Annotated in this window: 20 protein-coding genes; 13 read left to right on the top strand and 7 right to left on the bottom strand. The window is 68.7% G+C overall.

The features are described 5' to 3' along the window. Positions 1-4 precede the first annotated feature (4 nt). Genes WEA80_02895 through had form a run of 13 tightly spaced genes read left to right on the top strand, consistent with a single transcriptional unit; the run spans position 5 to position 16,466 of the window. Positions 5-883, top strand: a complete 879-nt coding sequence (locus WEA80_02895) for a xanthine dehydrogenase family protein subunit M (protein MEX1185511.1) — start codon at positions 5-7, stop codon at positions 881-883. Next, positions 880-3,774 carry a molybdopterin cofactor-binding domain-containing protein gene (locus WEA80_02890; GenBank protein MEX1185510.1) on the top strand — a complete coding sequence of 965 codons (2,895 nt, stop codon included), beginning with the start codon at positions 880-882 and terminating at the stop codon, positions 3,772-3,774. The genes WEA80_02895 and WEA80_02890 overlap by 4 nt, the downstream gene beginning before the upstream one ends. Further along, the gene (locus WEA80_02885) at positions 3,771-4,424 is read left to right on the top strand and encodes a TetR/AcrR family transcriptional regulator (GenBank protein ID MEX1185509.1); all 654 of its coding nucleotides are present in this window, start codon (positions 3,771-3,773) and stop codon (positions 4,422-4,424) included. Before WEA80_02890 ends, WEA80_02885 begins: the two co-directional genes overlap by 4 nt. A 48-nt stretch (positions 4,425-4,472) precedes the next feature. Continuing rightward, positions 4,473-5,684 (top strand): thiolase family protein, encoded by a 1,212-nt coding sequence (locus WEA80_02880; GenBank protein ID MEX1185508.1) that lies wholly within the window; start codon positions 4,473-4,475, stop codon positions 5,682-5,684. A gap of 30 nt (positions 5,685-5,714) precedes the next feature. After that, complete coding sequence (locus WEA80_02875) at positions 5,715-6,671, top strand: enoyl-CoA hydratase/isomerase family protein (protein ID MEX1185507.1); 957 nt, start codon at positions 5,715-5,717, stop codon at positions 6,669-6,671. A 14-nt stretch (positions 6,672-6,685) separates the two neighbouring features. After that, on the top strand, positions 6,686-7,435 hold the full coding sequence (locus WEA80_02870; GenBank protein ID MEX1185506.1) for a 3-oxoacyl-ACP reductase family protein: 750 nt from the start codon (positions 6,686-6,688) through the stop codon (positions 7,433-7,435). Further along, a complete protein-coding gene (locus tag WEA80_02865; GenBank protein MEX1185505.1) occupies positions 7,432-8,241 on the top strand; it encodes an enoyl-CoA hydratase/isomerase family protein in 810 nt (269 codons plus the stop codon). Before WEA80_02870 ends, WEA80_02865 begins: the two co-directional genes overlap by 4 nt. A 31-nt stretch (positions 8,242-8,272) precedes the next feature. Then, complete coding sequence (locus tag WEA80_02860) at positions 8,273-10,588, top strand: 2-dehydropantoate 2-reductase (GenBank protein MEX1185504.1); 2,316 nt, start codon at positions 8,273-8,275, stop codon at positions 10,586-10,588. A gap of 2 nt (positions 10,589-10,590) precedes the next feature. Then, positions 10,591-11,430, top strand: coding sequence for an acyl-CoA dehydratase activase (locus WEA80_02855; protein ID MEX1185503.1), 840 nt, complete (start codon positions 10,591-10,593; stop codon positions 11,428-11,430). After that, the gene (locus WEA80_02850) at positions 11,427-12,674 is read left to right on the top strand and encodes a 2-hydroxyacyl-CoA dehydratase family protein (GenBank protein ID MEX1185502.1); all 1,248 of its coding nucleotides are present in this window, start codon (positions 11,427-11,429) and stop codon (positions 12,672-12,674) included. The genes WEA80_02855 and WEA80_02850 overlap by 4 nt, the downstream gene beginning before the upstream one ends. Further along, positions 12,671-13,492, top strand: coding sequence for an acyl-CoA dehydratase activase (locus WEA80_02845; protein MEX1185501.1), 822 nt, complete (start codon positions 12,671-12,673; stop codon positions 13,490-13,492). The genes WEA80_02850 and WEA80_02845 overlap by 4 nt, the downstream gene beginning before the upstream one ends. Then, the gene (locus WEA80_02840) at positions 13,489-15,384 is read left to right on the top strand and encodes an AMP-binding protein (GenBank protein MEX1185500.1); all 1,896 of its coding nucleotides are present in this window, start codon (positions 13,489-13,491) and stop codon (positions 15,382-15,384) included. Before WEA80_02845 ends, WEA80_02840 begins: the two co-directional genes overlap by 4 nt. Further along, on the top strand, positions 15,381-16,466 hold the full coding sequence (had, locus tag WEA80_02835; protein ID MEX1185499.1) for a 6-hydroxycyclohex-1-ene-1-carbonyl-CoA dehydrogenase: 1,086 nt from the start codon (positions 15,381-15,383) through the stop codon (positions 16,464-16,466). The genes WEA80_02840 and had overlap by 4 nt, the downstream gene beginning before the upstream one ends. A 6-nt stretch (positions 16,467-16,472) precedes the next feature. Here had and WEA80_02830 read toward each other — a convergent pair whose 3' ends face one another. The 7 genes from WEA80_02830 to clpX form a co-directional block, all read right to left on the bottom strand. After that, the gene (locus WEA80_02830) at positions 16,473-17,051 is read right to left on the bottom strand and encodes a hemerythrin domain-containing protein (GenBank protein MEX1185498.1); all 579 of its coding nucleotides are present in this window, start codon (positions 17,049-17,051) and stop codon (positions 16,473-16,475) included. A gap of 35 nt (positions 17,052-17,086) precedes the next feature. Next, positions 17,087-17,917, bottom strand: coding sequence for an acyltransferase (locus tag WEA80_02825; protein MEX1185497.1), 831 nt, complete (start codon positions 17,915-17,917; stop codon positions 17,087-17,089). A 226-nt stretch (positions 17,918-18,143) separates the two neighbouring features. Further along, complete coding sequence (locus WEA80_02820) at positions 18,144-19,469, bottom strand: aminotransferase class I/II-fold pyridoxal phosphate-dependent enzyme (GenBank protein MEX1185496.1); 1,326 nt, start codon at positions 19,467-19,469, stop codon at positions 18,144-18,146. Positions 19,470-19,576: 107 nt separating this feature from the next. Then, the gene (locus WEA80_02815) at positions 19,577-20,227 is read right to left on the bottom strand and encodes a hypothetical protein (protein ID MEX1185495.1); all 651 of its coding nucleotides are present in this window, start codon (positions 20,225-20,227) and stop codon (positions 19,577-19,579) included. Beyond that, positions 20,217-20,849 carry a ribosome biogenesis GTP-binding protein YihA/YsxC gene (gene yihA, locus WEA80_02810; GenBank protein MEX1185494.1) on the bottom strand — a complete coding sequence of 211 codons (633 nt, stop codon included), beginning with the start codon at positions 20,847-20,849 and terminating at the stop codon, positions 20,217-20,219. Before yihA ends, WEA80_02815 begins: the two co-directional genes overlap by 11 nt. 3 nt (positions 20,850-20,852) lie before the next feature. Continuing rightward, the gene (gene lon / locus WEA80_02805; GenBank protein MEX1185493.1) at positions 20,853-23,288 is read right to left on the bottom strand and encodes an endopeptidase La; all 2,436 of its coding nucleotides are present in this window, start codon (positions 23,286-23,288) and stop codon (positions 20,853-20,855) included. A 40-nt stretch (positions 23,289-23,328) separates the two neighbouring features. Beyond that, positions 23,329-24,573, bottom strand: a complete 1,245-nt coding sequence (clpX, locus tag WEA80_02800; GenBank protein ID MEX1185492.1) for an ATP-dependent Clp protease ATP-binding subunit ClpX — start codon at positions 24,571-24,573, stop codon at positions 23,329-23,331. Between the last annotated feature and the right edge of the window lie 11 nt (positions 24,574-24,584).

Here is a 24,584-nt window from a genome sequence, read left to right as displayed (position 1 = left end):
CCCGATGACGATCGCGCCCATCGCCTGGCACCGCCCGGCGAGCCTGGCCGAGGCGTGCGCGCTCGGGCTGCGGTACGGGCGCGACGCGGCGTTTCTGGCCGGCGGAACCGAGCTGATTCCCGACTACCAGCGCGCGCGGGAGACGGCGCAACACCTGATCGCGCTCGAGTCGGTCCCCGAGCTGCGGGGGATCTCGGAGGATAAGGGAGCGCTGCGGATCGGCGCGCTCACGACGATCGCCGAGATCGCCGCGTCGCCGCTCGTGCGCGCGCTGGTCCCCGCGCTCGCCGACGCGGCGCGCGCCATCGGGAGCCCGCAGATCCGGAGTATGGCGACCATCGGCGGAAATTTCTGCCGCGCGGTGCCGTGCGCCGACACTCCGCCCGCCGCGATCGTATCCGCGGCGCGGGTGCGGCTCGTCGGCACGGCGGGCGCGCGCGAGCTCGACGCCGTGGACTTCTTCACCGGCGTGCGCGCGACCGCGCTTGGCCCGGGGGAAGTGCTGGTGGAGATCGTGCTTCCGGCGCAGCCGCCGCACTCCGGCGCGAGCTACCAGCGGTTCGCCAGGCGGCGCGGTCCGGCGCTCGCCGTCGCGGCGGTCGCGGCCAGGGTGACGCTCGACGGGGACAGAGTCTCGGAGGCACGCATCGCGCTTGGCGCGGTCTCTCCGACTCCGCTCACCGTCGCGCGCGCCGCGGCGCTGCTCGAGGGGGAGACGCCCTCCGCCGCGCTCTTCGAGGCGGCCGGCGAGCTGTGCGCGCAGGCCGCGCTGCCTATCAGCGACGTGCGCGGATCGGCCGATTACCGGAGGGAGCTGGTCCGCGTGCTGGCTCGCCGCGCGTTCCAGGAAGCCGTGGCGCGCGCCGGAGGCTCCGTGCAATGAGCGGGGAGCTGATGATCCGGCTGAACGTGAACGGCGAGGATCGCGCTTTCGCCGTGCGCCCGAACGCGACGCTGCTCGCCGTGCTGCGCGACGATCTCGGCCTAACCGGAGCAAAGCGGGGATGCGGCGCGGGAGACTGCGGCGCGTGCACGGTGCAGGTGGAAGGGGAGCCGGTGGCGTCGTGCCTGATGCTGGCCGCGGCCGCCGACGGAAAGTCGGTCGCGACGGTGGAGGGCCTCGCGCGCGGCGGCGAGCTGCACCCGCTGCAGAAAGCGTTCGTCAAGCACGGCGCGCTCCAGTGCGGCTACTGCACGAGCGGCGCGCTGATGTCGGCGAAGGCGCTGCTCGACCGCGACCCCGACCCGTCGCGCGACGAGATCAAGGCCGCGCTCAGCGGGAATCTCTGCCGGTGCGGCACCTACGGCCGCATGGTCAGCGCGGTCGAGGGATGGAGAGAGCACGACGGAGTCGCGCTCGACACGCAGCCGCGCGCGCACGGCGAGAGCGACCAGGAGCGCGACCACGCGGTGGTGGGCCGCGGCGTCACGCGCTACGACGGTCCCGACAAGGTCACCGGGCGCGCCAAGTACACCGCCGACCTGCGGCTGCCCGGCATGCTGTACGGCAAGATTCTCGGCAGCCCCATCGCGCACGGGCGCATCACGCGGCTCGACGTGTCCCGGGCCCGCGCGTTGCCGGGCGTGGTGGACGTGCTGACCGCCGCCGACGTGCCGGATGTGTGGTACGGCGTCAGCCCCGCGCGCGAGGACGAGCAGCTGCTCGCCAGTGACCGCGTGCGCTACGTGGGCGACGAGATCGCCGCCGTGGCGGCGGTGGACGAGGAGACGGCGCTGCGCGCGATACAGCTCATCGAGGTGGAATTCGAGGAGCTGCCGGCCGTGTTCGATCCGGAGGCGGCGATGGCGCCGGGCGCGCCGGTGATTCACCCCGAGAAGCCGCGTTACGCCGGCAACGTCAACACGCGCGTGGACTGGCACTTCGGCGACGTGGAGAAGGGCTTCGCGGAAGCGGACCACATACGCGGGCAGCGATTCGTCGGGAACCGCACGTACCAGGCGCCGATGGAGCCGCACGCTGCGCTCGCGCGCTGGGAAAACCACGCGGATCGGCTCACGATCTGGACCTCGACGCAGACGCCACACTACGTCCACCGCTCGCTCTCGCGCATGCTCGGCATGCCGATGGGGAACATCCGCGTGATCCGGCCGCCGGTGGGCGGCGGGTTCGGCGCGAAGGCCGAGGCGACCCCGCTCGATTACTGCTCCGCGATCTTCGCGAAGCGCACCGGCAGGCCGGTGATGATGGAGTATTCGCGCGAAGAGATGTTCCGGCACTTTCGCGGCCGCCACAAGCAGTACATCGACCTCAGGATCGGCGTGAAGCGCGACGGCACGATCACGGCAGTGGAGCAGCGCGTCGTGCTGGACGGCGGCGCGTACACCTCGTACGGCGTGATCACGGCGTACTACGCCGGCTCGATGCTGCCCACGTTGTACCGGATGCCGAACTACCGCTACGAGGGGATCCGCGTCTACACCAACCTGCCGGCGTCCGGCGCGTTCCGCGGCCACGGCGTGCCGCAGCCGCGCTTCGCGTTCGAGTCGCTGCTCGACATGATCGCGGAGGACATCGGTCTCGATCCCATCGACATCCGGCTCAGGAACGCGACGCTGCCGAACACGCGCACGTGCAACGCGCTCGACATCTCTTCGTGCGAGTTCACGGCGACGCTTGTCCGCGCGCGCGACACCTCGAAGTGGCCGGACAAGAAGGGCCAGCTGCCGCGCGGGCGGGGAATCGGCGTCGGCTGCGGCGGCTTCGTCTCGGGCGCGGGATATCCCATCTACCGGTCGGACTTCCCGCACTCGAACGCCGTCATCCGCGTGCACGAGGACGGCACCGGCGTGTCGCTGCACATAGCCGCGGCGGAGATCGGGCAAGGGTCCGACACGGTGCTCGTGCAGATGGCCGCGGAAGAGCTGGGCGTGCCGTACGAGTGGGTCTGGCTGGCGGACTGCGACACGACGACGAGTCCGCTGGACCTGGGCTCGTACTCCAGCAGGGTGACGCTCATGGCCGGGCACGCGGTGCAGCGCGCGGCGGCCAACGTCCGCGCGCAGGTGCTGGCGATCGCCGCCGGCGAGCTGTCGCGCGACCCCGCGTCGCTCGTGGCGCGGAGCGGACGCATCTTCGCGCGGGACGAGCCCGCGGTGGAGATGGAGTGGGCGGCCGCGGCGCGGCTCGCGTTCGGCCGGCACGGTCCCGTCGTCGGGACGGGATCGTATCAACCGCCGAAGGATCTCGGCGGCGACTTCAAGGGAGGCGCGGTCGGCACGTCGCCGGCGTACAGTTTCTCGACCGTGATCGCGGAAGTCACGGTGGATCTGGAGACGGGGCAGGTGTCCGTGGATCGCGTGACGGACTTCAGCGACGCGGGCACGGTCATCAATCCCGTGACGTTCCACGGACAGGTGGAAGGCTCGATCATCATGGGGCTCGGCGAGACGCTGCTCGAGGATACGCTGTTCGACTCTAAAGGGAGCGCGATGAACCCGAATCTCCACGACTACCTGATCCCGACGATGCAGGAGACACCCGAGATCCATACCGCGGCGGTGGAGAGCTTCGAGCCCAATGGACCGTTCGGCGCGAAGGAAGTCGGCGAGGGATCGCTGGTACCAGTGCTCGGCGCCATCGCCAACGCGATTTACGATGCGTGCGGCGTGCGCGTGACGGAGCTACCCGCGTCTCCGGAGAAGATTCTGCGCGGCCTGGCGGAGCGCGCCCAAGGCGACGGAGCGGCGGCGCATCCCGGGGCGAATCTGTCCGGCCTCGCCGGACGGACGACGACCGAGGGAGTCCCCGCATGAGCGCGCCGCGCATAGCACCGATCGACGACATCCGGCCGTCCCGGCTCGTCCGCCCGTCCTCGCAGAAGAAGCTGGACCGGCTGCTGAGCAAGGCGGCCGCGCTCATCGCGAAGAACGGGTTCAACGCGATGACGATGCGCGAGCTGAGCACCGCTCTCGGCATGAGCCTGGCCGGACTGTACCACTACTTCGCGAGCAAGGAAGATCTTCTCTTCCAGCTGCAGTACCGCACGTTCGCGGCGCTGCTCGAGCAGCAGGAGAAGATCGCCGAGCAGCCGGGCACGCCCGAGGAGCGGCTCGAGCGGCTGCTCACAGGCCATCTCCAGTTCTACTCCCGGCACACCAACGAGCTCAAGGTGTGCACGTTCGAGCTCGAGTCGCTCGGCCCGAAGCCGTACAAGCTCGCGGAGGAGATCCGGCGCCGGTATTACAGGCTCATGGCCTCCGTGGTCGCGCAGGTGATCGACGGGCCGGCGGCGGGCGCGAGGGAGACCCGCCAGAGCCGGCACGCCTCGCTGTACATCTTCGGAATGCTGAACTGGATCTTCATGTGGTACGACCCCGCGCGGCACGGTTCGGTCGAGCAGATAGGACGGGAGATGCGCGATATGCTGTTACACGGACTCAAGGGCACAAAACGAAGCGGCTGATCCGGGGCGCCGTGCGCGCTTTCCGGTACTTCACTCAGGAGGTTGGGCGTGCAGTTCAACGATGTCTGGATTCCGTACGGCGGATACTGGTGCACGCCCTTCAGCGCGTGGCAGGGCTCGTTCGCCGCGCTACCCCCGATCCCGTTCGCCGCGGAGATGGCGGCGCGGGCGCTGTCGGAGCGCGGCATCGCCGCGACCGACATCGACGGCATGTGTCTCGGCACGACCGTCGCGAGCAAGCATTCCTTTTACGGCGCGCCGTGGTTCGCGGGACTCGCCGGTCTGGGGCACTTGAGCGGGCCGACGATCAATCAGGCGTGCGCGACCTCGGTGCGCTGCGTCGTGCAGGGCGCGCAGGAGCTCGAGTCGAACGGCGCGCGCACCTATCTCGCCGCAACCGCGGACCGCACGAGCAACGGGCCGCACGTGTTCTATCCGAACCCGGCGGCTCCGGGCGGTACCGGCGAATCGGAGAACATCGTGCTCGACAGCTTCGGCCACGATCCCTACGCCAAGGGATCCATGCTCCAGACGGCGGAGAACGTGGCGCGCGAGGCCGGGATCACGCGCGAGGCGCAGGACGAGATCGCGCTGCTCAGGTACGGGCAGTACGAGTCCGCTCGTGTAGACGGTGGCGCGTTTTTCGGCCGCTACATGTTGAATCCGGTGGAGGTCAGGGACGCGCGTGGGAAGAAGGTCCTCGCGACGGTAACCGGAGACGAGGGGGTTTTCCCTACGACGGCCGCGGGACTTGCCGGACTCCGGCCGGTTCTCGAAGGCGGTACGGTCACGTATGGCACACAGACGCGCCCCGCCGACGGGAACGCCGCCATGCTGCTCACGGCGGGCCGCGCGCGCGCCCGCTCGTTGGCGCCCGACGGCAACGTGGACGTACAGCTCCTCTCCTACGGGCAGGCGCGCGCACGGAAGGGCTTCATGCCGATGGCGGTCGTCCCCGCCGCGCAGCTCGCGCTCGAGCGCGCGGGGATCCGGGCGAGCGATCTCGCGAGCGTCACGACCCACACCGCGTTCGCCGTGAACGACGTGTACTTCGTCCGCGAGCTGAAGTTCGACGCCGAGCGGATGAACCGGCACGGGTGCTCGCTCGTGTGGGGACACCCCCAGGGGCCGACCGGGCTTCGCTCGATAATGGAGCTGATCGAGGACCTGGTGACCCTCGGCGGAGGTTATGGGCTATTCACCGGCTGTGCCGCAGGCGACAGCGCCGCCGCGATCGTGCTAAGGGTCGACACGCGCTGAACACATACGACTGCCAGAGGAACCTTGGTGATGAACTACTTCGCTCCGAAAGACGCCGCCGGATTCGGCTTCAAGGACATCCTGTACGAGAAGAAGGACTGGGTCGGCCGCATCACGATCAACCGCCCCGAGTCGTTCAATTGTTACACGACGTCCACGCTGCAGGAGCTGATCACCGCCGTCGACGACGCCTCGAACGACGACAACGTCGGGGTGATCGTGCTTACCGGCGCCGGCGACAAGGCGTTCTGCACCGGCGGCGACGTAAAAGAGTACGCGAACGTCTACACCAGGAGTCCGCACGACTACTTCAAGTACATGGGGCTGTTCGCCAAGTACATCGAGAGCATCCTCCGGAGCGGCAAGGTGACGATCGCGCGCATCAACGGGATCGCGGTCGGCGGCGGAAACGAGACCCAGCTGGCGTGCGATCTCGCGGTCATGGCCGACGACACGTACCTGGCCCAGGTGGGAACGAGCGTCGGCAGCGTAGCATGCGGCGGCGCGACCCAATGGCTGTCGATCCACGTAGGCGATCGTCGCGCGCGCGAGATGCTGTTTCTCAATCCGCGGATTCCAGCGGTGAAAGCGCTGGAATGGGGGCTGGTGAATCGCGTAGTCCCCCGCGCGAAGCTCGACGAGGAAGTCGCCACGCTCGTCGGCCAGCTGCTCGAGAAGTTCCCCGAGTGCACCCGGTACACCAAGCAGCAGGTGAACTACTGGAAGGAGGTGTCGTGGCACGCGACGGTCGGCCACGCGCGCGACTGGCTGTCGACGCACTTCACGACGCTCGAGCCGTACGAGGGAATGCAGGCGTTCGTCGAGAAGCGGAAGGTGGACTTCATGGGGCTGCGGCGCAAAGCCGCCGGCGAAGGTAGCAGCGAGTTCCTCTGGGGCCCGTACGACAAGGCGTGCGGCAAGTGCGGGGCGAAGGGAATGCCGGAGCAGTTCAGCTTCTGCGGCAGCTGCGGGGCCGGGCTCGCCTAGGACCACGGACCACGATGAATCTCGCGCTCTCGGGACAGGCCGCGCTGGTGACGGGCGCTGGACGGGGCATCGGCGCGGCGATCGTGCGCGAGCTCGCGCGCGCCGGCTGCGACGTGGCGCTCGTCGAATTCGGCGCGTTCGCCGGAGCGGAGAGCCTGGCCGCGGAGCTGCGTGACGAGGGGAGGCGGTCCATCGCGATTCGCGCCGACGTGTCCGATTTCGCCGGCGCGGAGCGGACGGTCGCGGCCGCGGTGGATGCGCTCGGGCGGCTCGATCATCTGGTGTGCAATGCCGGCATCACGCGCGACGCGATGAGCTGGAAGATGACGGAAGAGCAGTGGGATCAGGTGATCGACGTCAATCTCAAGGGCTGCTTCGCGTACTGTCGCGCGGTCGCCGGCCCGTTCCGGAAGCAGCTGCACGGGCGGATCGTGAACATCGCGTCCGTCAACGGCCTGCGTGGCAAGGCGGGGCAGTCGAATTACGCGGCGTCGAAGGCCGGAGTCATAGCGCTCACGCGCACTTTCGCGCGCGAGCTCGGCCCGAAAGGAGTGAACGTGAACTGCATCGCTCCGGGGATGGTGCGAACGGAGATGACCGCGAAGCTTCCGCCCGCCGTGCTCGAGAGCGCGCTCGCCGACACGCCGCTCGGGCGGATGGCCGAGCCCGAGGACATCGCCCGTGTGGTGGTCTTCCTGTGCGGCGAAGCCTCCCGCCACATTACCGGTGAGGTGATCAGGGTGGATGGAGGACAACTGGCATGAGCGCACCGCCCACGCACGAGCCTGTCGTGAAGGCGGCGACCGCCGCGCGCTTCATCGGCTACGAGGCGCGCGAGGGCATCGCGTTCGTGACGCTGGACGCGCCGCCGCTCAACATATTGACCGCGGCGGCGATGCTGCAGCTCGCCGAAGCCCTCGAGCGCGCACAGGCGGACCGGTCGCTCTGCGGGATCGCGCTGTCGGCGAAAGGCAAGGCCTTCTCGGCGGGCGCGGACATCGGCGAGCACCGGCCGGAACAGGCGCCCGGGATGATCGCCGCCTTCAGCCGGCTGTTCCAGGTACTGGGCGCGAGCGAGCTGCCGCTGGTGATGGCGGTCGACGGAGCCGCGCTGGGGGCCGGGTTCGAGCTGGCGATGATGGCCGACGTCCTCCTCGCGAGCGAGCGCGCCACGTTCGGGCAGCCGGAGATCAGGCTCGGCTTCTTCGCGCCGGTCGGAGTGACGGCATTGCCGGCGCGCGTCGGGCTGGGCCGCGCGCTCGAGATCACGTGCACGGGACGCACGTATACGGCGGCCGAGATGCTCGCGCTGGGACTCGTGTCGCGCGTGGTCGCGGCGGCGGAGCTGCCGGCGGCCGTGGAAGGCGTGCTCGCGGACCTGCGGCGCGCGAGCCCGCTCGTGCTGCGGATGAACGTGCGGCTGACGCGCGCGCTGCTCGGTCAGCCATTCGAGGGGGCGCGCCGCGCGGCCGAGGATGCCTTCCTCGGAGAGCTGATGGCCACGGAGGACGTGCGCGAAGGGCTCGCGTCGTTCTTCGAGAAGCGGCGACCCGTGTGGAAGAACCGATGACCGGCACTGGCGGGCGCGAGCGACCGGAGCGATGAGAGTCCTCGTCGTCGGCGCGGGCGCGCTGGGCGGGCTCGTGGGAGCAATGCTCACGCGCGCCGGAGAGGACGTGACACTCCTCGAGGTGAATGCCGCGCGCGCGCATCAGCTCAACACGGACGGGTTGCAGATCGCGCGGTCCGGAGGCGGCGAGTCCATCACGGTTCCGCTGCGCGTCGTTACCTCGCTGGAAGGGCTCGATCCGTTCGACCTGGTCTTCATCGCGGTGAAGACGTATCAGACCGAGGACGCGGTGCGGGCCGCGCTACCGGCCGCGCGCGCGGATACGCGCTTCCTGTCCATGCAGAACGGCGTCGGCAACGCGGAGCTGGTGGCCGGTCTCGTCGGTCCGGATCGGGTGCTGTGCGGCATCACCTATCACAGCGTGCAGCACGTCGGGCCGGGGCGCCTGCAGTTCCGCGCCGGAATCAAGCCGATCCAGATCGCTCCCTTCGACGGCGTCGTGACTCCGGCGATCGATGCGATCGGAGAGATGTTCCGGGCGGCCGGGCTCGATACCGCCGTGGTCGCGAACATCGATCATGCGGTGTGGCAGAAGCTGCTGCACAACGCGTCGATCAATCCGGTATCGGCCATTACCGGACTCACCTGCCGCGAGATCCTCGGAGACGAGGACCTACTGGCGTTCATCCGCGACCTGTGCGCGGAAATCGTCGCTGTCATGCGCGCGCGCGGCGTTCCGATCGTCGATGAGGAGGATCCGTTCCGTCCGCTGCTCGGATCGCTCGCCGCGCTCGGGAACAACCGCCCGACGATGTGGCAGGACCTCGCGCGCGGAGTGCGAACTGAGATTGACTCGCTCAACGGCGCGGTGGTCGCGGAGGCGGGGCGACTCGGGCTCCACGCGCCGCACAACGCGGCGCTCGTGCGGTTCGTGCATTCGCGCGAGCGGCAGAAGTTTCTCAACCGGCAGAGCGTCTCGCGCGCGCTGGGGCTCGACGCCGGATCCGGATCCAAGCGGGCGACCGCCGGTAGCGGTCGCACCGTGCCGTCCGCTGCCGGTTCCGAGCCATGGAACCGGCAGGAGCTGCCGGCTCTCGAGAGCACGCGGCGCCTGCGGGAGATCATCCGGGAATACCACCGCGACCTCGCCGCCGCATCCGAGGACCCCGACCGCTTCGTAGCCGCGACGTCGTGTCTGGCTCCGGTCGAGATCGTTCGCGCGCTCGGCATCGTTCCCTGGTTTCCGGAGAACCGCGCCGCGCGCATCAGTGCCCGGCACGAGGCCGCCCGCTACATGGCGCGGGCGTCCGCCGAAGGCTTCTCCCCGTTCTCCAGCTCGGCGATGCGCACGGACATCGGAGCGCTGCTGTCCGAGAGCGGTCCGCTCGTCATGACCGATGGAATCACGGGCACGCCGCGTTGCGATATCGCCGTGTACTCGACCAGCACCGGTCAGGAGCTGCCGCGCTGGTTCGAGTTTTATGGCGCGCACTTCGGCGTGCCGGTCGCGGGACTGTGCCCGTTGCCGGCGATGGACAGGATGGGCAGCTCCGAGGCGTACGGGGCGACCGAGCAGGTCCTCCGCCTCGTCGAGCAGGTCGAGCACGCCACCGGTCTCACGCTCTTCATGGATCGCCTCAGCGAGACCGTGGCGCACACGGTGGAGGCGGCGCAGCTCTGGACCGATGTTCTGGAGCTGGCGTCCACCGTGCCCGCTCCGCTGACGTTCGGCGACATGCTGACGCACCTGACGCCGATGGTCGTCCTGCGCGGGACGCCGGAGGCGGCCGCCTACTACCGGCTCCTCAAGAGCGAAGTCGAGGACCGCGTAGCGAGCGGCATCGCGGCGGTACCGGGCGAGCGACACCGCTTCTACTGGGACGGCCCGCCGGTCTGGAGCGCGTTGCGACCCGTCACGCGGATGTTCGCCGATCACGGCGTCTCGATCGTCGCGGCTACACCGTGCGAGACGTTCACGCTCCCGGGGCTCGACGCGCTCGACCCGATCGAGAGCGTCGCGCGGACCTACGCCGGCGTGTTCGGCAACCGGTCGCAGCGATACCAGCGTGATTATCTCGCCTCCAGGTTCGAGCGGTTTCGCGTCGACGCCGCCGTGTTCCACGATTCGCGCACGACACCGGAAGGGAGCCCCGTGCGCTACGGCCTCGCGGTCCGGACCGAGCGACAGACGGGCGTGCCCGCGCTGGTGATCGAGTCCGACTCGCATGACGAGCGGCTCTTTTCGGCCGATCGGATGGAGCAGCAGCTCGCGGAGTTCCTGGAGCGGCACGAGCTGCGGGCTGCGCACCACGCCGGTCGCGAGCCGATACTTGCGAGGGGGAGTTAGCCGTGTCCCGGAATTCGAGCGGAATCGCGGCGGGTGTGGACGTCGGAACCGAGTGCGTGAAGGCCGTGGTGATAACGGATGCCGGGCGCACGCTCGGCCGCTCGGTGCTCCCCACGCGCGGCTACTTCCAGGTCTGCGCATACGAGGCGCTGACCGCCGCTCTGCACGACTCGGGGAGCCGGCTCGAGGACCTGGCAGGCGTCGGCGCGACGGGGTTCGGCATGGCATGCGTTCCCGGCGCGACGCTGACCCTCATGGAATCCGCGGCGCATGCGCGAGGCGCGTTCCAGCACCTGCCACACGCCATGACGCTGGTGAACATCGGAGGCGGCGATCCGCACGTGATCGTCGTGGACGCCACGGGAGGCCAGACCGGATCCCGCGGGATGCGTCGCTGCGCCGTGGGAGTCGGGAGCTTTCTCACGCTCGCTGCGCGTCAACTCGACGTCGGCGCCGCGCAGCTCGACGAGCTTGCCGACGCGGCCGCCGGAGACGCGGCGGTCGTGACCAGCTATTGCTCGGTGTTTTCCGCGTCCGAAGTGCTCGAGCGCCTGCGGGAGGGCGCCAGCCGCGAGCAGGTGGCTTTGGGCTGCGTGCGGTCCGTCGCGCAGCGCGTACTGGAGCTGGGCTCATTCGCGGACCCTGTCGTGGTGTCCGGAGGGGTCGTGGAGTATTTCCCCGGCGTGCTCCGCGCGCTGGAATCTCTCTCGGGGTTGCGGGTGACCACGCTGCCGGAGCCGATCTGCACTGGCGCATTCGGAGCCGCGCTCGCAGCCTTCAGTGAGCGGGGGGAACAGCCCGCGCTCCGCGTGGTCGATCACGCGGGAGGAGCGCTGCATTGACCGAGCTCGCCAGCACCACCGCGCTGCGCGCCACCATGGACGCGTATTACCGCTCGTTGGCGGATGCCGCCCTCCGCGGGACCGCGCCGGTGGCGTGGTGCACGAGCGTCGGACCGGCCGAATTGCTGCGCGCGCTCGGATTCGCGGTGCACTTTCCCGAGAACCACGCGGCGATCATGGGCGCCGCGCGCACGGCCAACCGGTACCTGCCGCTGGCGCACGCGCAGGGGTACTCGCAGGACATCTGCTCGTACCTCACCAGCGACATCGGCGCGTACCTCGCGGGCGAGTCGCCGCTCAGGGCCTACGGCCTGGAGCGCGCGCCGACGCCGGACGTGCTCGTGTTCAATACGAACCAGTGCCGGGACGTACGCGACTGGTTCGAGTGGTACGGGCGCGAGCTGGGAGTTCCCGTCGTCGGCCTGCACTCGCCGCGCGCGATCGACGAGGTCATGGAAAGTGACATCGACGCAGTGACGAGGCAGCTCGAAGCGCTGGTGGCGCCGCTCGAGCAGATCGCCGGGACGCGGCTCGACGACTCACGACTGGCGAGCGCTACGCGCGCGTCGAGGGACGGAGCGGATCTCTGGGGCGCGTGTCTCGAGACCGCCGCGGCGCGGCCGGCACCGCTGACGTTCTTCGACGGCACCATCCACATGGGACCGGCCGTGGTGCTGCGCGGCACCGAGGACGCTCCCGCGTACTACCGAACGTTGCTGGCCGAGCTGCGGCAGCGCGTCGAGAGCCGCGTGGGAGCCGTGCCGGGAGAGACGCTGCGCCTGTACTGGGACGGCATGCCTGTCTGGGGACGGCTGCGCGCGCTGTCCACGATGTTCGCCGAGTTCGATACGGCGGTCGTGGCCTCGACGTACTGCAACAGCTGGGCGTTCGCGGGCCTCGACCCCGCCGACCCGTGGCGGTCCGTCTCCCGCGCGCTGCTGGAGCTGTTCATCGCGCGCTCCGAAGCACCGAAGGAACGCTACATCGCCCGCATGGCGGAGTTCTACGACGTAGACGGCGTGATCTTCCACGACTGCCGGACCTGCTCGAACAACTCGAACACGCGCTACGGGATGCCGGGGCGCATCACCGGGCGCCTGGGAATTCCGACCCTCGTGCTCGACGGCGACGTGAACGACCTGCGGTGCTTCTCCGACGAGCAGGCGCGCACGAACATCGAGGGGTTCGTCGAGCAGCTGACCGACGCGCGCGCGGCGACCGCGGGAAGAGGTCCGCGGCGATGACGTACTACGCCGGCGTCGACAGCGGATCCTGGACGACGAAGGCGGTCGTCATCGACGGGAATTGCGAGGTGCTGGGCACCGCGGTCACGCGGTCCGGCGCGGACTTGACCGCGGCGGCCGAGCGCGCTTACGAGACGGCGCTGGCCAACAGCGGCCGCGCGCGCGGCGACGTCAAGGCGGTATGGTCCACCGGCTTCGGCAGAAACACGATTCCGTTCGCGGACGGATCGCGCACGGAGCTCGATTGTCACGGGCGCGGCGTGGCGCATTTCATACCGGGGCCGCTCGTCGTCGTCGACATCGGCGGGCAGGACGCGAAGGTCATCCGGCTCGATGCCGCCGGCCGCCGTCTGTCGCACCGCATGAACCGGAAATGCGCGGCCGGCACGGGGAGCTTCCTCGACGAGATCGCGCTGCGGCTGGGGATCCGAGTCGACGAGTTGAACGCGCTCGGCCGCGGATCGACCGAGAACCTCGAGCTATCGAGCTTCTGCACGGTGTTCGCCGGAACCGAGCTGCTGACTCTCATCCGCGGCGGGAAGCAGCCCGCGGATCTGGCCATGGCGGCGTACCGGTCGCTCCTCAAGCGCATCGTGTCGATGGACGTGCTCGAAGGGAAAATCGTGCCGACGGGGGGAGTGGTCGCATACCACCCGATCATGGTGGAGCTGATCGCTGAGGCATGCCGGGGCGAGGTGGTCGTGCCGCCCCACCCCCAGGAGATGGGCGCGTTCGGTGCCGCGCTCGCGGCCTTCGCCGCGTGTGAGACGCACGACACGGTGGACACGCCCGACATGGCGGAGCTGGGTCAGCCATGAGCCTCGGCAGCGCCGCCGTCCGGGACGGCAACACCATCTACTCGCGGCTGCGGCCGGTCGGCGAGCGCGAGTCGGTGGGCGTGATGCTGGCGCGCAACGCGGCCCGGTTCCCGCGCCATGCCATGTACGGCGTAAAGCGCGACGGAGCGTTCCACAGGGTCAGCTGGAGGGAATGCCTGGAAGACGTCGTCACGTTCGGGCGCTTTCTGGCGGACGCGGGAGTGGGACCGAACACGCGCGTCGTGTCGGTCTCGCCGAATCGCGGCGAGCTGCTGGTCGTCGAGCTAGCTACGATGTGCCTCGGCGCCACGTACGTCCCCATCTTCGCGGGCTACTCCGCCGAGCAGCTGCGCGACCTGATCGAGTACGCCGATCCCACGATCCTCGTCGTGGCCGGACGCCAGCAGCTCATGCGGGCGTGCGTGCCGCAGACGGTGCGCGCGCTGGTCACGCTGGACCCGCTGACGGAGGCGGAGCGCGACGCGGTTTCGGCCGGTCCGCTGACGCGGATATTGCCGTTCGCCGGCGCGCTGGAGCGCGGAGCCGGCGCCGCCACCGCCGCGGCCGCGGACGCTTTCCTCGCCTACGCGGCGCAAGTGGACCCGTCCACGGCCTGCCTGATGATGTACACGTCGGGCACGAGCGGCCGGATGAAGGGCGTAGTACTCACGCACGACAACATTCTCTCCCAGCAGCGCGCGCTCGGCGCGGTATGGAATGTCACGTCCGAGGACCGGCTCCTGTCGTACCTGCCGTGGCATCACAGCTTCGGCGGGATCTTCGAGAAGTACACCGCGCTGTACAACGGCGCTACGATCTACATCGACGATTCGCTCGGCAAGGACACGAGCCGTCTGCTGGCCAACTGGCTGGACGTCCAGCCGACGATCTACTTCAGCGTTCCGCAGGTGTACCAGCAGCTGGTCGCGCACGCGCAAACGCACCCCGAAGACGAGCCGCGAATTTTCCACCCCGGACTGCGCTTCGTGTTCACCGCGGCCGCGCCATTGCCGGCGAACATCTCGGCGTACTTCGCCGGGAAGGGGATTCCCGTGCTCGAGGGGTGGGGTCTGACCGAGACGTCCCCATGTTGCACCATGACGGATCTCACCGAAGCTCGCGGGTTGCCCGGGATGGTGGGGTATCCGATTCCGGGCGTGAGCGTGCGCATCGCCCCAGACGGCGAGATCCTGGTGAAGGGCTCCAACGTGATGCGGGGATACGACAACGACCCCGCCGCGACGCAGGCCGCGCTCCCCGGGGACGGCTGGTTTCACACCGGGGATCTCGGGGAATTCGTGGGCACCGGGCTCAAGCTCATCAGCCGGAAGGACCGCGTCTTCAAGATGCTCAACGCGGAGAAGATCGTCCCGACTGAGATCGAGAATCGCCTGGCCGGAATGAACAGCTTCATCCGGCATGTGATCGTCGCCGGCGACGGACGCCGCTTCCTTGCCGCGCTGATCTACCCGGATTATTTCCGGATCGCCGAGCAGTTCGGGGACGACCAGGCGACCGCGGACCGCGTCGTCAAGGACTCGCTGCGGGAGACCATCATGCGATTCAACCAGGAGCGGCCGGCAAAGTACGAGCGCATCGAGGCGTTCGCGGTGGTCGCCAAGGAGCTGTCGCTCGAGGCGCGCGAGCTCACGCCGTCCATGAAGGTGCGCGTGCGGAACGTGCTGCAGAACGCGGAAGGGTACCTCGAAGCCATTTACGAGCCGAGCATCGATTGCGACTGCCGGTTCCTGCGGAAGATCATGCGGCTCATGCCGGACGACCGGCACTGCTTTGCCGGGAAGGACTGCACGCTCGACCGCTGTCACGAGTGCGGCAGCGTGCTGTTCGGTGACCTGTCCCCGGCCGCGTCTCCGGGCGAGTGGTTCGGGTGACGACCGCGATGACCGCCGGCGGAATGTGGGACGCGTGGATGATGACCGCGCCCGACGCGGTGCTCGAGCATGCACCGCGGCCGGCGGAGACGCCGGGCGCCGGCGAAGCGACGATCGAAGTGGCGGGCTGCGGCGTGTGCCATACCGATCTCTCCTTCCTGCATGGCGGAGTGCGTACGCGGTCGGCGTTGCCGCTCGTGCTCGGCCACGAGATAAGCGGATACGTGCGGGCCGTTGGACCCGGCGTCGATCCGGCTCTTGTCGGACGGCCGGTGGTCGTGCCGGCCGTGCTGCCGTGTGGCGAGTGCGACCTGTGCCGCGCCGGCCGCCGCTCCATCTGCCGCAAGCAGGTGATGCCCGGCAACGACCGCCACGGCGGATTCGCGTCGCACGTCGTCCTGCCGGCGCGGTACATCTGCACCGTACCCGACGCGGTTCTTCGCCGGCACGATCTCTGGGAGCTGAGCGTCGTCGCCGATGCGGTGGCCACGCCCTTCCAGGCGGTGAAGCGCTCGGGTCTCGCGGCGGGCGACCTGGCCGTGTGCGTGGGAGTCGGGGGCATCGGCGTGTACGGCGTGCAGATAGCCTCCGCGGCGGGCGCGAAAGTCGTCGCGCTCGACATAGACGACGCCAAGCTCGAGCAGGCGCGCGCTGCCGGCGCGCACGTGACGCTCAACGTCAGCGACTCATCGGTGCAGGACGTGCGCAAGCAGGTCAAGCGCTTCGCGGAGGAGCTGGGCGCGAGGCCGTTTCTGTGGAAGATCTTCGAGACGTCGGGAACGCGCGCGGGGCAGGAGCTCGCGTACGGGCTCATCGGCTACGGCGCGACGCTGTCGGTGGTCGGCTACGCGACGGGCAAGGTCGAGCTCGCGCTCTCGAACCTGATGGCCTTCGACGCCATCGCGCAGGGCAATTGGGGCGCCGACCCGCTGGTGTATCCCGAGCTGCTGGAGTGGATCGCGGACGGCCGGATTGCGGTGCGGCCGTTCGTGGAAAGGCACATGCTCGCGGACATCAACGACGTATTCGACCGCGCCCACCACGGCGGGCTCATGAAGCGCGCCGTGCTGGTGCCCTCCTAGGATCGCCTACGAGGTCATCGCCGCGGCCTCGCGCTCCAGTCTCTCGGCGAGCGCATGGAACCGCTCGTGGGCTCCCGCTCCGACGTCCTCCCGCTCGACCCGCTCGAAGTCGCGCAGCACGCTCCGCCGCTGGTCGGCTGAAAGCATCTCCTCCGCCATCGGGAACAGCATCTCGTCTTCCCTGACGATGTGATCGCGGAGCAGCGCGACGTAGCTATTCACGCTCGAGATGAGCGTGGCGCGCGCGCCGGCTTCGCCGCCGCGCAGCTGCCCCGCGGCGTCGCGCATGGCGCGCGTGAGCGCGCGCCCCTCCACGTGCTCGTCGAGAAAGATCTCCAGCGGGGGCTCCTCGGGGCGCGGCAGACCGCTCTCCACCATAGCGCCGAAGAGCACGCCTTCCTCCTTCTTGTGATGGCACCCGTCGGCGAAGCCGGCGATGAAATCGGCGGCGTCGAGAAAGAACTCCGGCGGCACGGAATGCCCGGCCTCGAGATGTCCCGCGGCGGTCTCGAGCGCGTCCAGCACCCGCTCGATGAGCCGGTGCTCCTGCATCAGCTCCTCGCTGACGCTCGCGGATTCTCCCATCGTCTCGCTCCCTGAGTGTAAGTCGTGCTCCGGCGTCACTGCCGCTTGACCGTCGTGAAGTGCTGCGCGTTCTCCGGGGCGTTCGGCTTGACGCGCACGCTCTTCGCGGGGATCCCGACGTTGACGTGATACGGCCGCACGTCCTTGGTCGCGACCGCAACCGCTCCGACCATCGCGTGCTCCCCGACGTGCACGCCGGCGAGCACCGTCGCGTGATAGGTGATTCGCGTTCCCTCGCTCAGCGTCGTCACCGCGTTCGTCACGTCCTTCTGGTCCACGATGCTGTGCGTGTGGCTGTAGATGTTGGCGTAGTCCGCGATAGAGGCTCCGTCCCCGATCACGAGTCCCCCGCGGTCGTCCAGCAGCACGTGCCGGTGCACCACCACGTTGTCGCCGACGTCCATGTTGTAGCCGAAGGAGAACTCGACGTGCTGGAACGCCTTGAAGTTCTCGCCGCACCGCTTGAAGATGTGCGGCGCCAGCAGCCGGCGAAGCCGCACGCCGAGATCCACGTACTGCCCGCCCAGCGCGGTGCGGTCGAAGGAGTACCACAGCCACAGCAGCGGCTTCACCTTCTGGAACCGCGTGTCGTCGCACTCGGCGTAGTACTCGGGCTCCAGCGTGACGTTGCGCGGATCGAGCGCGGAGAGCGCGAGCCTGGTGCCGAGCGGGAGCGAGCGGTCCTCGACCGCACTCTCCCAGTCGGTCGCGTATTCCGGATACGTGATCTCGCACAACCTGTCGCGGCAGAGGATCGCGCGGTCGGTGGTGCCGTCGGTGAGGGCGGCGGCGATCTGTTCGAGCCACGCCGACGCGAGGGAGGCATTGGGGCGGTCGGCAATCTTTCGTAAAGGCAGCATGGCCATTGGGGCAGCCGGTGGAGGTGGTCCGATGGTCCTGGTGGAAGACTAGCGGAATCCAGGCCGTGAGCAGTGAGCAATCAGCGGTTAGCTGTCAGCAACTGCGATATTTGACGTTACGTCCAATATCGCCTTTGCTGACCGCTCAAGGCTAACAGCTCGCTGCTCACGGCCTGGATTCCCCTTGGAATATTCCTGGAGCGAAGGGCCTAAGGAGCTGGCACATTCAACGTCAGCGCGTAACCCGGGAGAGCAGCGCCCGAATCCGGGCTAACGCTTCCGCTATTTCTTCCATGGAGACGGCGCCGACGCTCAACCGGAACCAGCCCGTCTCGCGCATCAGGCCGAACGCCTGGAATGGCACCAGCGCCACACCGGCCTGCTCGAGCACGAGCGAGCGGATCATCTCGTTGTCCTCCAGCACCCGCCCGCCGATCCGCTTCCCTTTGAGCTCGAGCCGCAGCGACACGTAGATCGCTCCGTCGGGGCACAGCACGTCCACGGGGAGGCCCTCCTCGCGCATCGCGGCGAACCCGCGGTGCAGCGCGTCGAGGCGCTCGTGCACCGCCGCGTCCATCGTCTCCCGGTACTCGGCGATCGAGTCCGGATCGTTCAGCAGCTCCGTGAGTCCCACCTGCTCGGCGTGCGGTGCCCAGGCTCCCATGTGCGACACGAGCTCACCGGCCTTCCGCACGATCGCCGGCGCCGCGAGCAGCCAGCCGATTCTGAGGCCGGTCGCCGAGAAAGCCTTCGACGCACCGTCCACCGTCAGCACGTAGGGTGCTGACTCGGGCACGAGCGCGAGCGCATATCGATGCTTGTTGTCCTTGACGCGGATCGAGCTGTAGATCTGGTCGTACAGCAGGAACAGCGGCCGCTCGTTGCCGTCGCTCTCGCGCCGGCGATTCTCCCGCACGATCGCCTCGAGGATCGACTTGAACGTATCGGGCGCCATCGCCGTGCCCGTCGGATTTCCCGGCGAGCAGAGGCATATCAGCCGCGCGGTCCGCATGTGCGGCTCGAGCTCGGCGAGCGTGGGTTGGAATCCGTTCTCGCTCAGCGCCTCGATCTCGACGGCGTTGGCGCCCGATAGCCACGCGTACGAATCGTTGTTCCACGACGGCACGGAGTACACGACGGTGTCGCCCGGCTCGACAACCGTGCGGTACGCGGCATACAGCACCGGCCGTCCGCCGCACGTAATGAGGACCGACTCCAAGGGGTAGCGCACGCCCGAGCACCGCTCGACGTAGCCGCTCACCGCCTTGCGGAGCGCGGCCAGACCGGGTGGCGGGGGGTAGTTGGTCACGCCGGACTCGAGTGCTTTCTCTACTTCGCGCAGCAGCTTCTCCGGAATCCGGAAATACTTCGGGCCGAAGTCGCCGATGCTGAAGTCCAGAATCTCGGCGCCGGCCGCCCGCAGCTCGCGCACCTGGTTGGCGGTGCGGAGAATGCCCGAGAGGTGCATTCCCCGTGAAAGCTCGGACAACGATTCGGCGAGACGGTCCTGATCGCCGAAGTCGGGGGCGGTGGTTACTTCGCTCTCAACAGCCGTCACCTAACCGTTCCCGTGTAGATGACCAACATCTTTCTCGAGGGCAGTAGCCGCATGTGGGCAAGCGGTTGAGGTGGATTCCCCTTGGAATATCCCAGGAGCAAGTATCGTCACGGAGTTGGCGCCCGCAGAGATCTCGCGCGCACCAACGCTCTCTCTCGCTCAATGCGGGGCAGCGCCTGCTCCCAGAATGCGTTCTGCTCGTTCAGGAATCGCACGACGAGCGGTTGATCGAGATCGATCTCGCCGTCGAAGACGAATATCGCGCTCTGGGTCTCGCGCTGCTTCAGCCGCTGCTCGCCGAAGCCGGAGCTGAGAGCGATCACGTCCACCGGGCGGAAGTCGCGGCCGGTGCTGGTGACGATCACGTCCATCGGGCTGAACCTGATGTCGGGCTCCACGCCGTAGAACGACACCAGCCACAGCGACAGCTGCCGTCCGCCGAAGCGCTGCGACAGCTCGGCGACCCGCCGGCTCGCGCTCTGCTGCAGATCGCGGAGCGCGCGGTACGAGTCAGGCGTCAGCAGCCGTATGAGCCCTTCGTCCAGCGGCAGCAGCCGCACCACCAGTCCCGGCGGCTGCAGCCGGATCGCGACCTCGTCCTGCCGCAGCGTGCCGAAGCCGGCGGGAACGAGGTCCATCCCGGTGGTATCGTGCGCCGACGAGGACACCGGTGGTACGACGCCGCCGACCGGCTGCGCGGGCGCGCACGACGCGGCGAAGAACAGCGGCGAAATCCAGAGTAAAATCCTAACCCTCATCGGCCCTGCCAGGTTCGCTGAGTAGCTGGTCGATCGCGGCCGCGACTTCGTCGCGTCCCTCGCCGGTGACGGCGCTGAACGGGATCACCTCCGCGCCCTCGAAGCCGAGCTGCCGCTCGATCTCGGAGACGCGCTCCGCGGCCGCGCGCTGGGAGAACTTGTCCACCTTCGTCGCAACAAAGATCGCAGGAACGCGGGTTTCAGCAAGGAACCCGAGCATTGTGCGGTCTTCGGGCGACAGGTCGCGCCTGCTGTCGTAGATCTGCACGATCCCGCGCAGCTGCTTCGTGCCGCGGAGGTAGCTCTCGATCAGCGGCTCCCACCCGGCGCGCTGCGTCTTGGACACGCGCGCGTAGCCGTAGCCGGGAAGGTCGGTGAAGACGAAGCCGCCGTTCACCAGGAAGAAGTTGATCTCCCGCGTTCGGCCGGGGGTGCGGCTGACTCGCGCGAACGCCTTCCTGCGGACCAGCGCGTTCAGCAGCGAGGATTTTCCGACGTTCGACCGCCCGGCGAAGGCGACTTCCGGGACCGTGATCTCTGGGCGCCACCCCCCAACGCTCGCCAGCCCGCCGAGGAACTCAATGCTGCGTATTACGAGCGGATCGGCGGCGGGCGAGGTCAACGGTCAGTGGGCCGTCGGCTGCTCGTAGCCGGCGGGCGGCTGGGCGAACGTAGCGGGCTGGTCGATAGCCTTCGCGACCGCGGCCACGCCGGCGCCTCCCCGGAGCGCAATGGCGAGCACCTCGTCCATCGTCTTCACGGGATGGAAGCGCACGGTGCGCGTCACTTCCTCCGGGAGCTCGTCCAGGTCGCGCAGGTTGCCGTGCGGAATGATCACCTCGCGCACCTTGTTCCGGTGCGCCGCGACCGCCTTCTCCTTGAGCCCGCCGATCGGCAGGACGCGGCCGCGCAGCGTGATCTCTCCCGTCATGGCGACGTCGCCGCGCACGGGTATCTGCGCGAGCGCGCTGATCACCGCGGTGGCGATGGCGATGCCGGCGGAGGGCCCGTCCTTCGGCGTCGCGCCGGCCGGCAGGTGCACGTGGATGTCGCGCGTGCGGTAGAAATCGGGGCGGAGCGCGAGCGCGTCCACGCGCGAGCGCGTGTAGCTGAGCGCGGCCGACGCCGATTCCTTCATGACGTCGCCGAGCGTGCCGGTGAGCTGGAGCTTGCCGCGGCCGGGCACCGCGCTGACTTCGACTTCGAGCAGCTCGCCGCCGCTCTGCGTGTAGGCCAGTCCCGCGGCCACGCCGATCTTGTCCTCGAGCGAGACGTCATCCGGATCGTGCGGCTGGGTTCCAAGCAGCGCCTTGATGTCCGACGTCCGGACGACGCGATCGGGGATCGTCCCCGGGTTCTCCGCGATGCGGCGCGCGAGCTTGCGCGCGACGCGCGCGATGCGGCGCTCCAGCTCGCGCACGCCGGCCTCGCGCGTGTAGTTGCGCATGATCTCGGGCAGGACGGCGGGGTCCCACGTGACTTCGGCGGGATCCAGTCCGTTGGTCTGGAGCTGCCGCGGCACCAGGAACTGGCGCGCGATCGCGAGCTTCTCGTGATCCAGATAGCCGGCGAGCCGGATGATCTCCATCCGGTCGCGCAGCGGATCGGGGATCCCCTGGAGCGAGTTGGCGGTCGTGATGAACAGCACCTGCGAGAGATCGTAATCGACCTCGAGGTAATGGTCGTTGAACGCGCGGTTCTGCTCCGGGTCGAGCACTTCCAGCAGTGCCGCCGCGGGGTCGCCGCGGAAGTCGGTGCCGAGCTTGTCGATCTCGTCCAGCAGAATGACCGGGTTCACGACTTCGGCGCGGCGCATCGCCTGGACGATGCGGCCCGGCATCGAGCCGATGTACGTGCGCCGGTGCCCGCGGATCTCGGCTTCGTCGCGGATTCCGCCGAGTGACATGCGCACGAACTTGCGGCCTAGCGCGCGCGCGATGGACTTGCCGAGGGACGTCTTGCCGACGCCCGGCGGCCCGACGAGACAGAGGATCGGCCCCTCGATGCGTCCCACGAGCGACAGCACGGCGATGAAATCGATGATGCGGTCCTTCACTTCGTCGAGGCCGTAGTGGTCCGCGTCCAGCGTCTGCCGCGCGTGCGCCACGTCGAGCACGTCGTCGGTGCGTTCGTTCCACGGCAGGCTCACGATCCAGTCCACGAAGTTCCGCGCGACGGTGTACTCGGGCGACATCGGCGACATGCGGCGGAGCTTGCGCAGCTCGCGCGTCGCGCGGGTCTGCACCGCCTCGGGCAGCGCCTTCTCCCGCAGCTGCGCCTCGAGGTCGGAGAAGTCGTCGGACTCGTCCTCGCCCAGCTCGCGGTGGATGGCGCGCAGCTGCTCCTGCAGGTAGAACTCGCGCTGGTTCTGCACCATCGCGCCGCGCACGTCGTCGTCGATCTTGCGCTCGAGATTCAGCAGCTCGGTCTCGCTCGACAGGATGTCGCCGAGCCGCGCGAAGATGTCCGGGAGCGACCCGGTCTCGAGCAGCTGCTGCCGGACCTCGTGCGTGAGCGAGACGTGGGCCGCGATGCCGAACGCCTGGCGGTGCTCGGAGTCCGCGGCCTGCACCATCGCGACGACTTCACCGGGGATCCGGCGGTGGAGCGCGACGTACTCCTCGAACAGCGTCAGCGCGCGCCGCCGCGCCGCTTGGCCGTCGGACGCGCTCTCGCCGGCAGTGACGGGGAAGGCCTCGATCGTCGCGTGCAGCTGCTTGCCCGGACGCCCGAAGCGCTTCACGCGGGCCCGGGCGATTCCCTCGACCAGGACCTTCGTGGTTCCGTTCGGTACTCGTGCGACCTGGAGCACGCGCGCGATCACGCCGACGCGGTACAGGTCGTCGGCGCCGGGCTCCTGGATCTCGCCGCTCTTCTGCGCCACGAGGAAGAGGTGCTTGTCCGCGTTCACCGCGGCTTCGACGGCGGCGAGCGACGCCTGCCGTCCCACGAGCAGCGGGATGACGACGTACGGGAACAGCACCAGGTCGCGCAGCGGCAGCACCGGCAGCCGCTCGCTCGTGGTGAACGAGTCGTTGTCTCTGGTGAACTCTATCGGCATTTGTGGCGGCTCGCCGCCCCGGCGAGCGGAGCGGGCGGGACTACGCTTCTTTCTTGCGCAGCGCGGTGGTGATCTCGAGGAGCGGCGGGATGCCGTTCGTCACGCAGGCCTCGGTCACCTTCACTTCGACCACGTCGTCGCGGCTCGGGAGATCGAACATCACGTCCATCAGGATCTCCTCCACGATCGCGCGCAGCCCGCGCGCGCCGGTGCCGCGCTTCAATGCCTTCTGCGCGACGGCCGCGAGCGCCGACTCCTCGAACGTGATCTTGACGTTCTCGAGTCCGAACAGCTTGCTGTACTGCTTGGTGAGCGCGTTGCGCGGCTCCTTGAGGATCCGCACCAGCGAGTTCTCGTCCAGCGCGTCCAGGGCGACCGTGACCGGCAGGCGTCCCACCAGCTCGGGGATCAGCCCGTACCGCAGCAGGTCGTCCGGCTCGACTTCCTCGAACGGCATGGTCGCGCTCAGGCCTCCGATCTTGACGCCCGCGTTGTTGAAGCCGATCTGCCGCCGGCCCGTACGCGCCTCGATGATCTTCTCCAGGCCGTCGAACGCGCCGCCGCAGATGAACAGGATGTCCTTGGTGTTGACCTGGATGTACTCCTGCTGCGGGTGCTTGCGGCCGCCCTGCGGCGGGACCGACGCGACCGTGCCCTCGATGATCTTGAGCAGCGCCTGCTGCACGCCCTCGCCGGACACGTCGCGCGTGATGCTCGGATTTTCCGACTTGCGCGCGATCTTGTCGATCTCGTCGATGTACACGATCCCGCGCTCGCACTCCGCGACGTTAAAGTCGCCGGCCTGGAGCAGCCGCACCAGGATGTTCTCCACGTCCTCGCCGACGTAGCCGGCCTCGGTGAGCGTCGTGGCGTCGGCGATGGTGAAGGGAACGTCGAGGATCCGCGCCAGCGTCCGGGCGAGCAGCGTCTTGCCCACGCCCGTGGGGCCGATCAGCAGGATGTTCGACTTGTCCAGCTCGACCTCGTCTTCCTTCAGCGAGGCGGAATTGATGCGCTTGTAGTGGTTGTAGACCGCGACCGACAGCGCCTTCTTCGCGTGCTCCTGGCCGATGACGTACTGGTCCAGGACGTCCTTGATCTCCTGCGGGCAGGGGACCTGGGTTATGGACTCGGCTACCTCGCGCTCTTCGTCCTCGGCGAGGATCTCGTTGCAGAGGGCGATGCACTCATTACAGATGTACACCGACGGGCCGGAGATGAACTTCCGGACCGAATCCTTCGATTTTCCGCAAAAGGAACAACGGAGGTGTTTGTCCTGCGACATGAGCGCTCGGC

The organism is Gemmatimonadaceae bacterium, assembly GCA_040882285.1.
GTDB lineage: Bacteria > Gemmatimonadota > Gemmatimonadetes > Gemmatimonadales > Gemmatimonadaceae > JACDCY01.
This window is presented reverse-complemented; position numbering and strand designations above follow the sequence as displayed.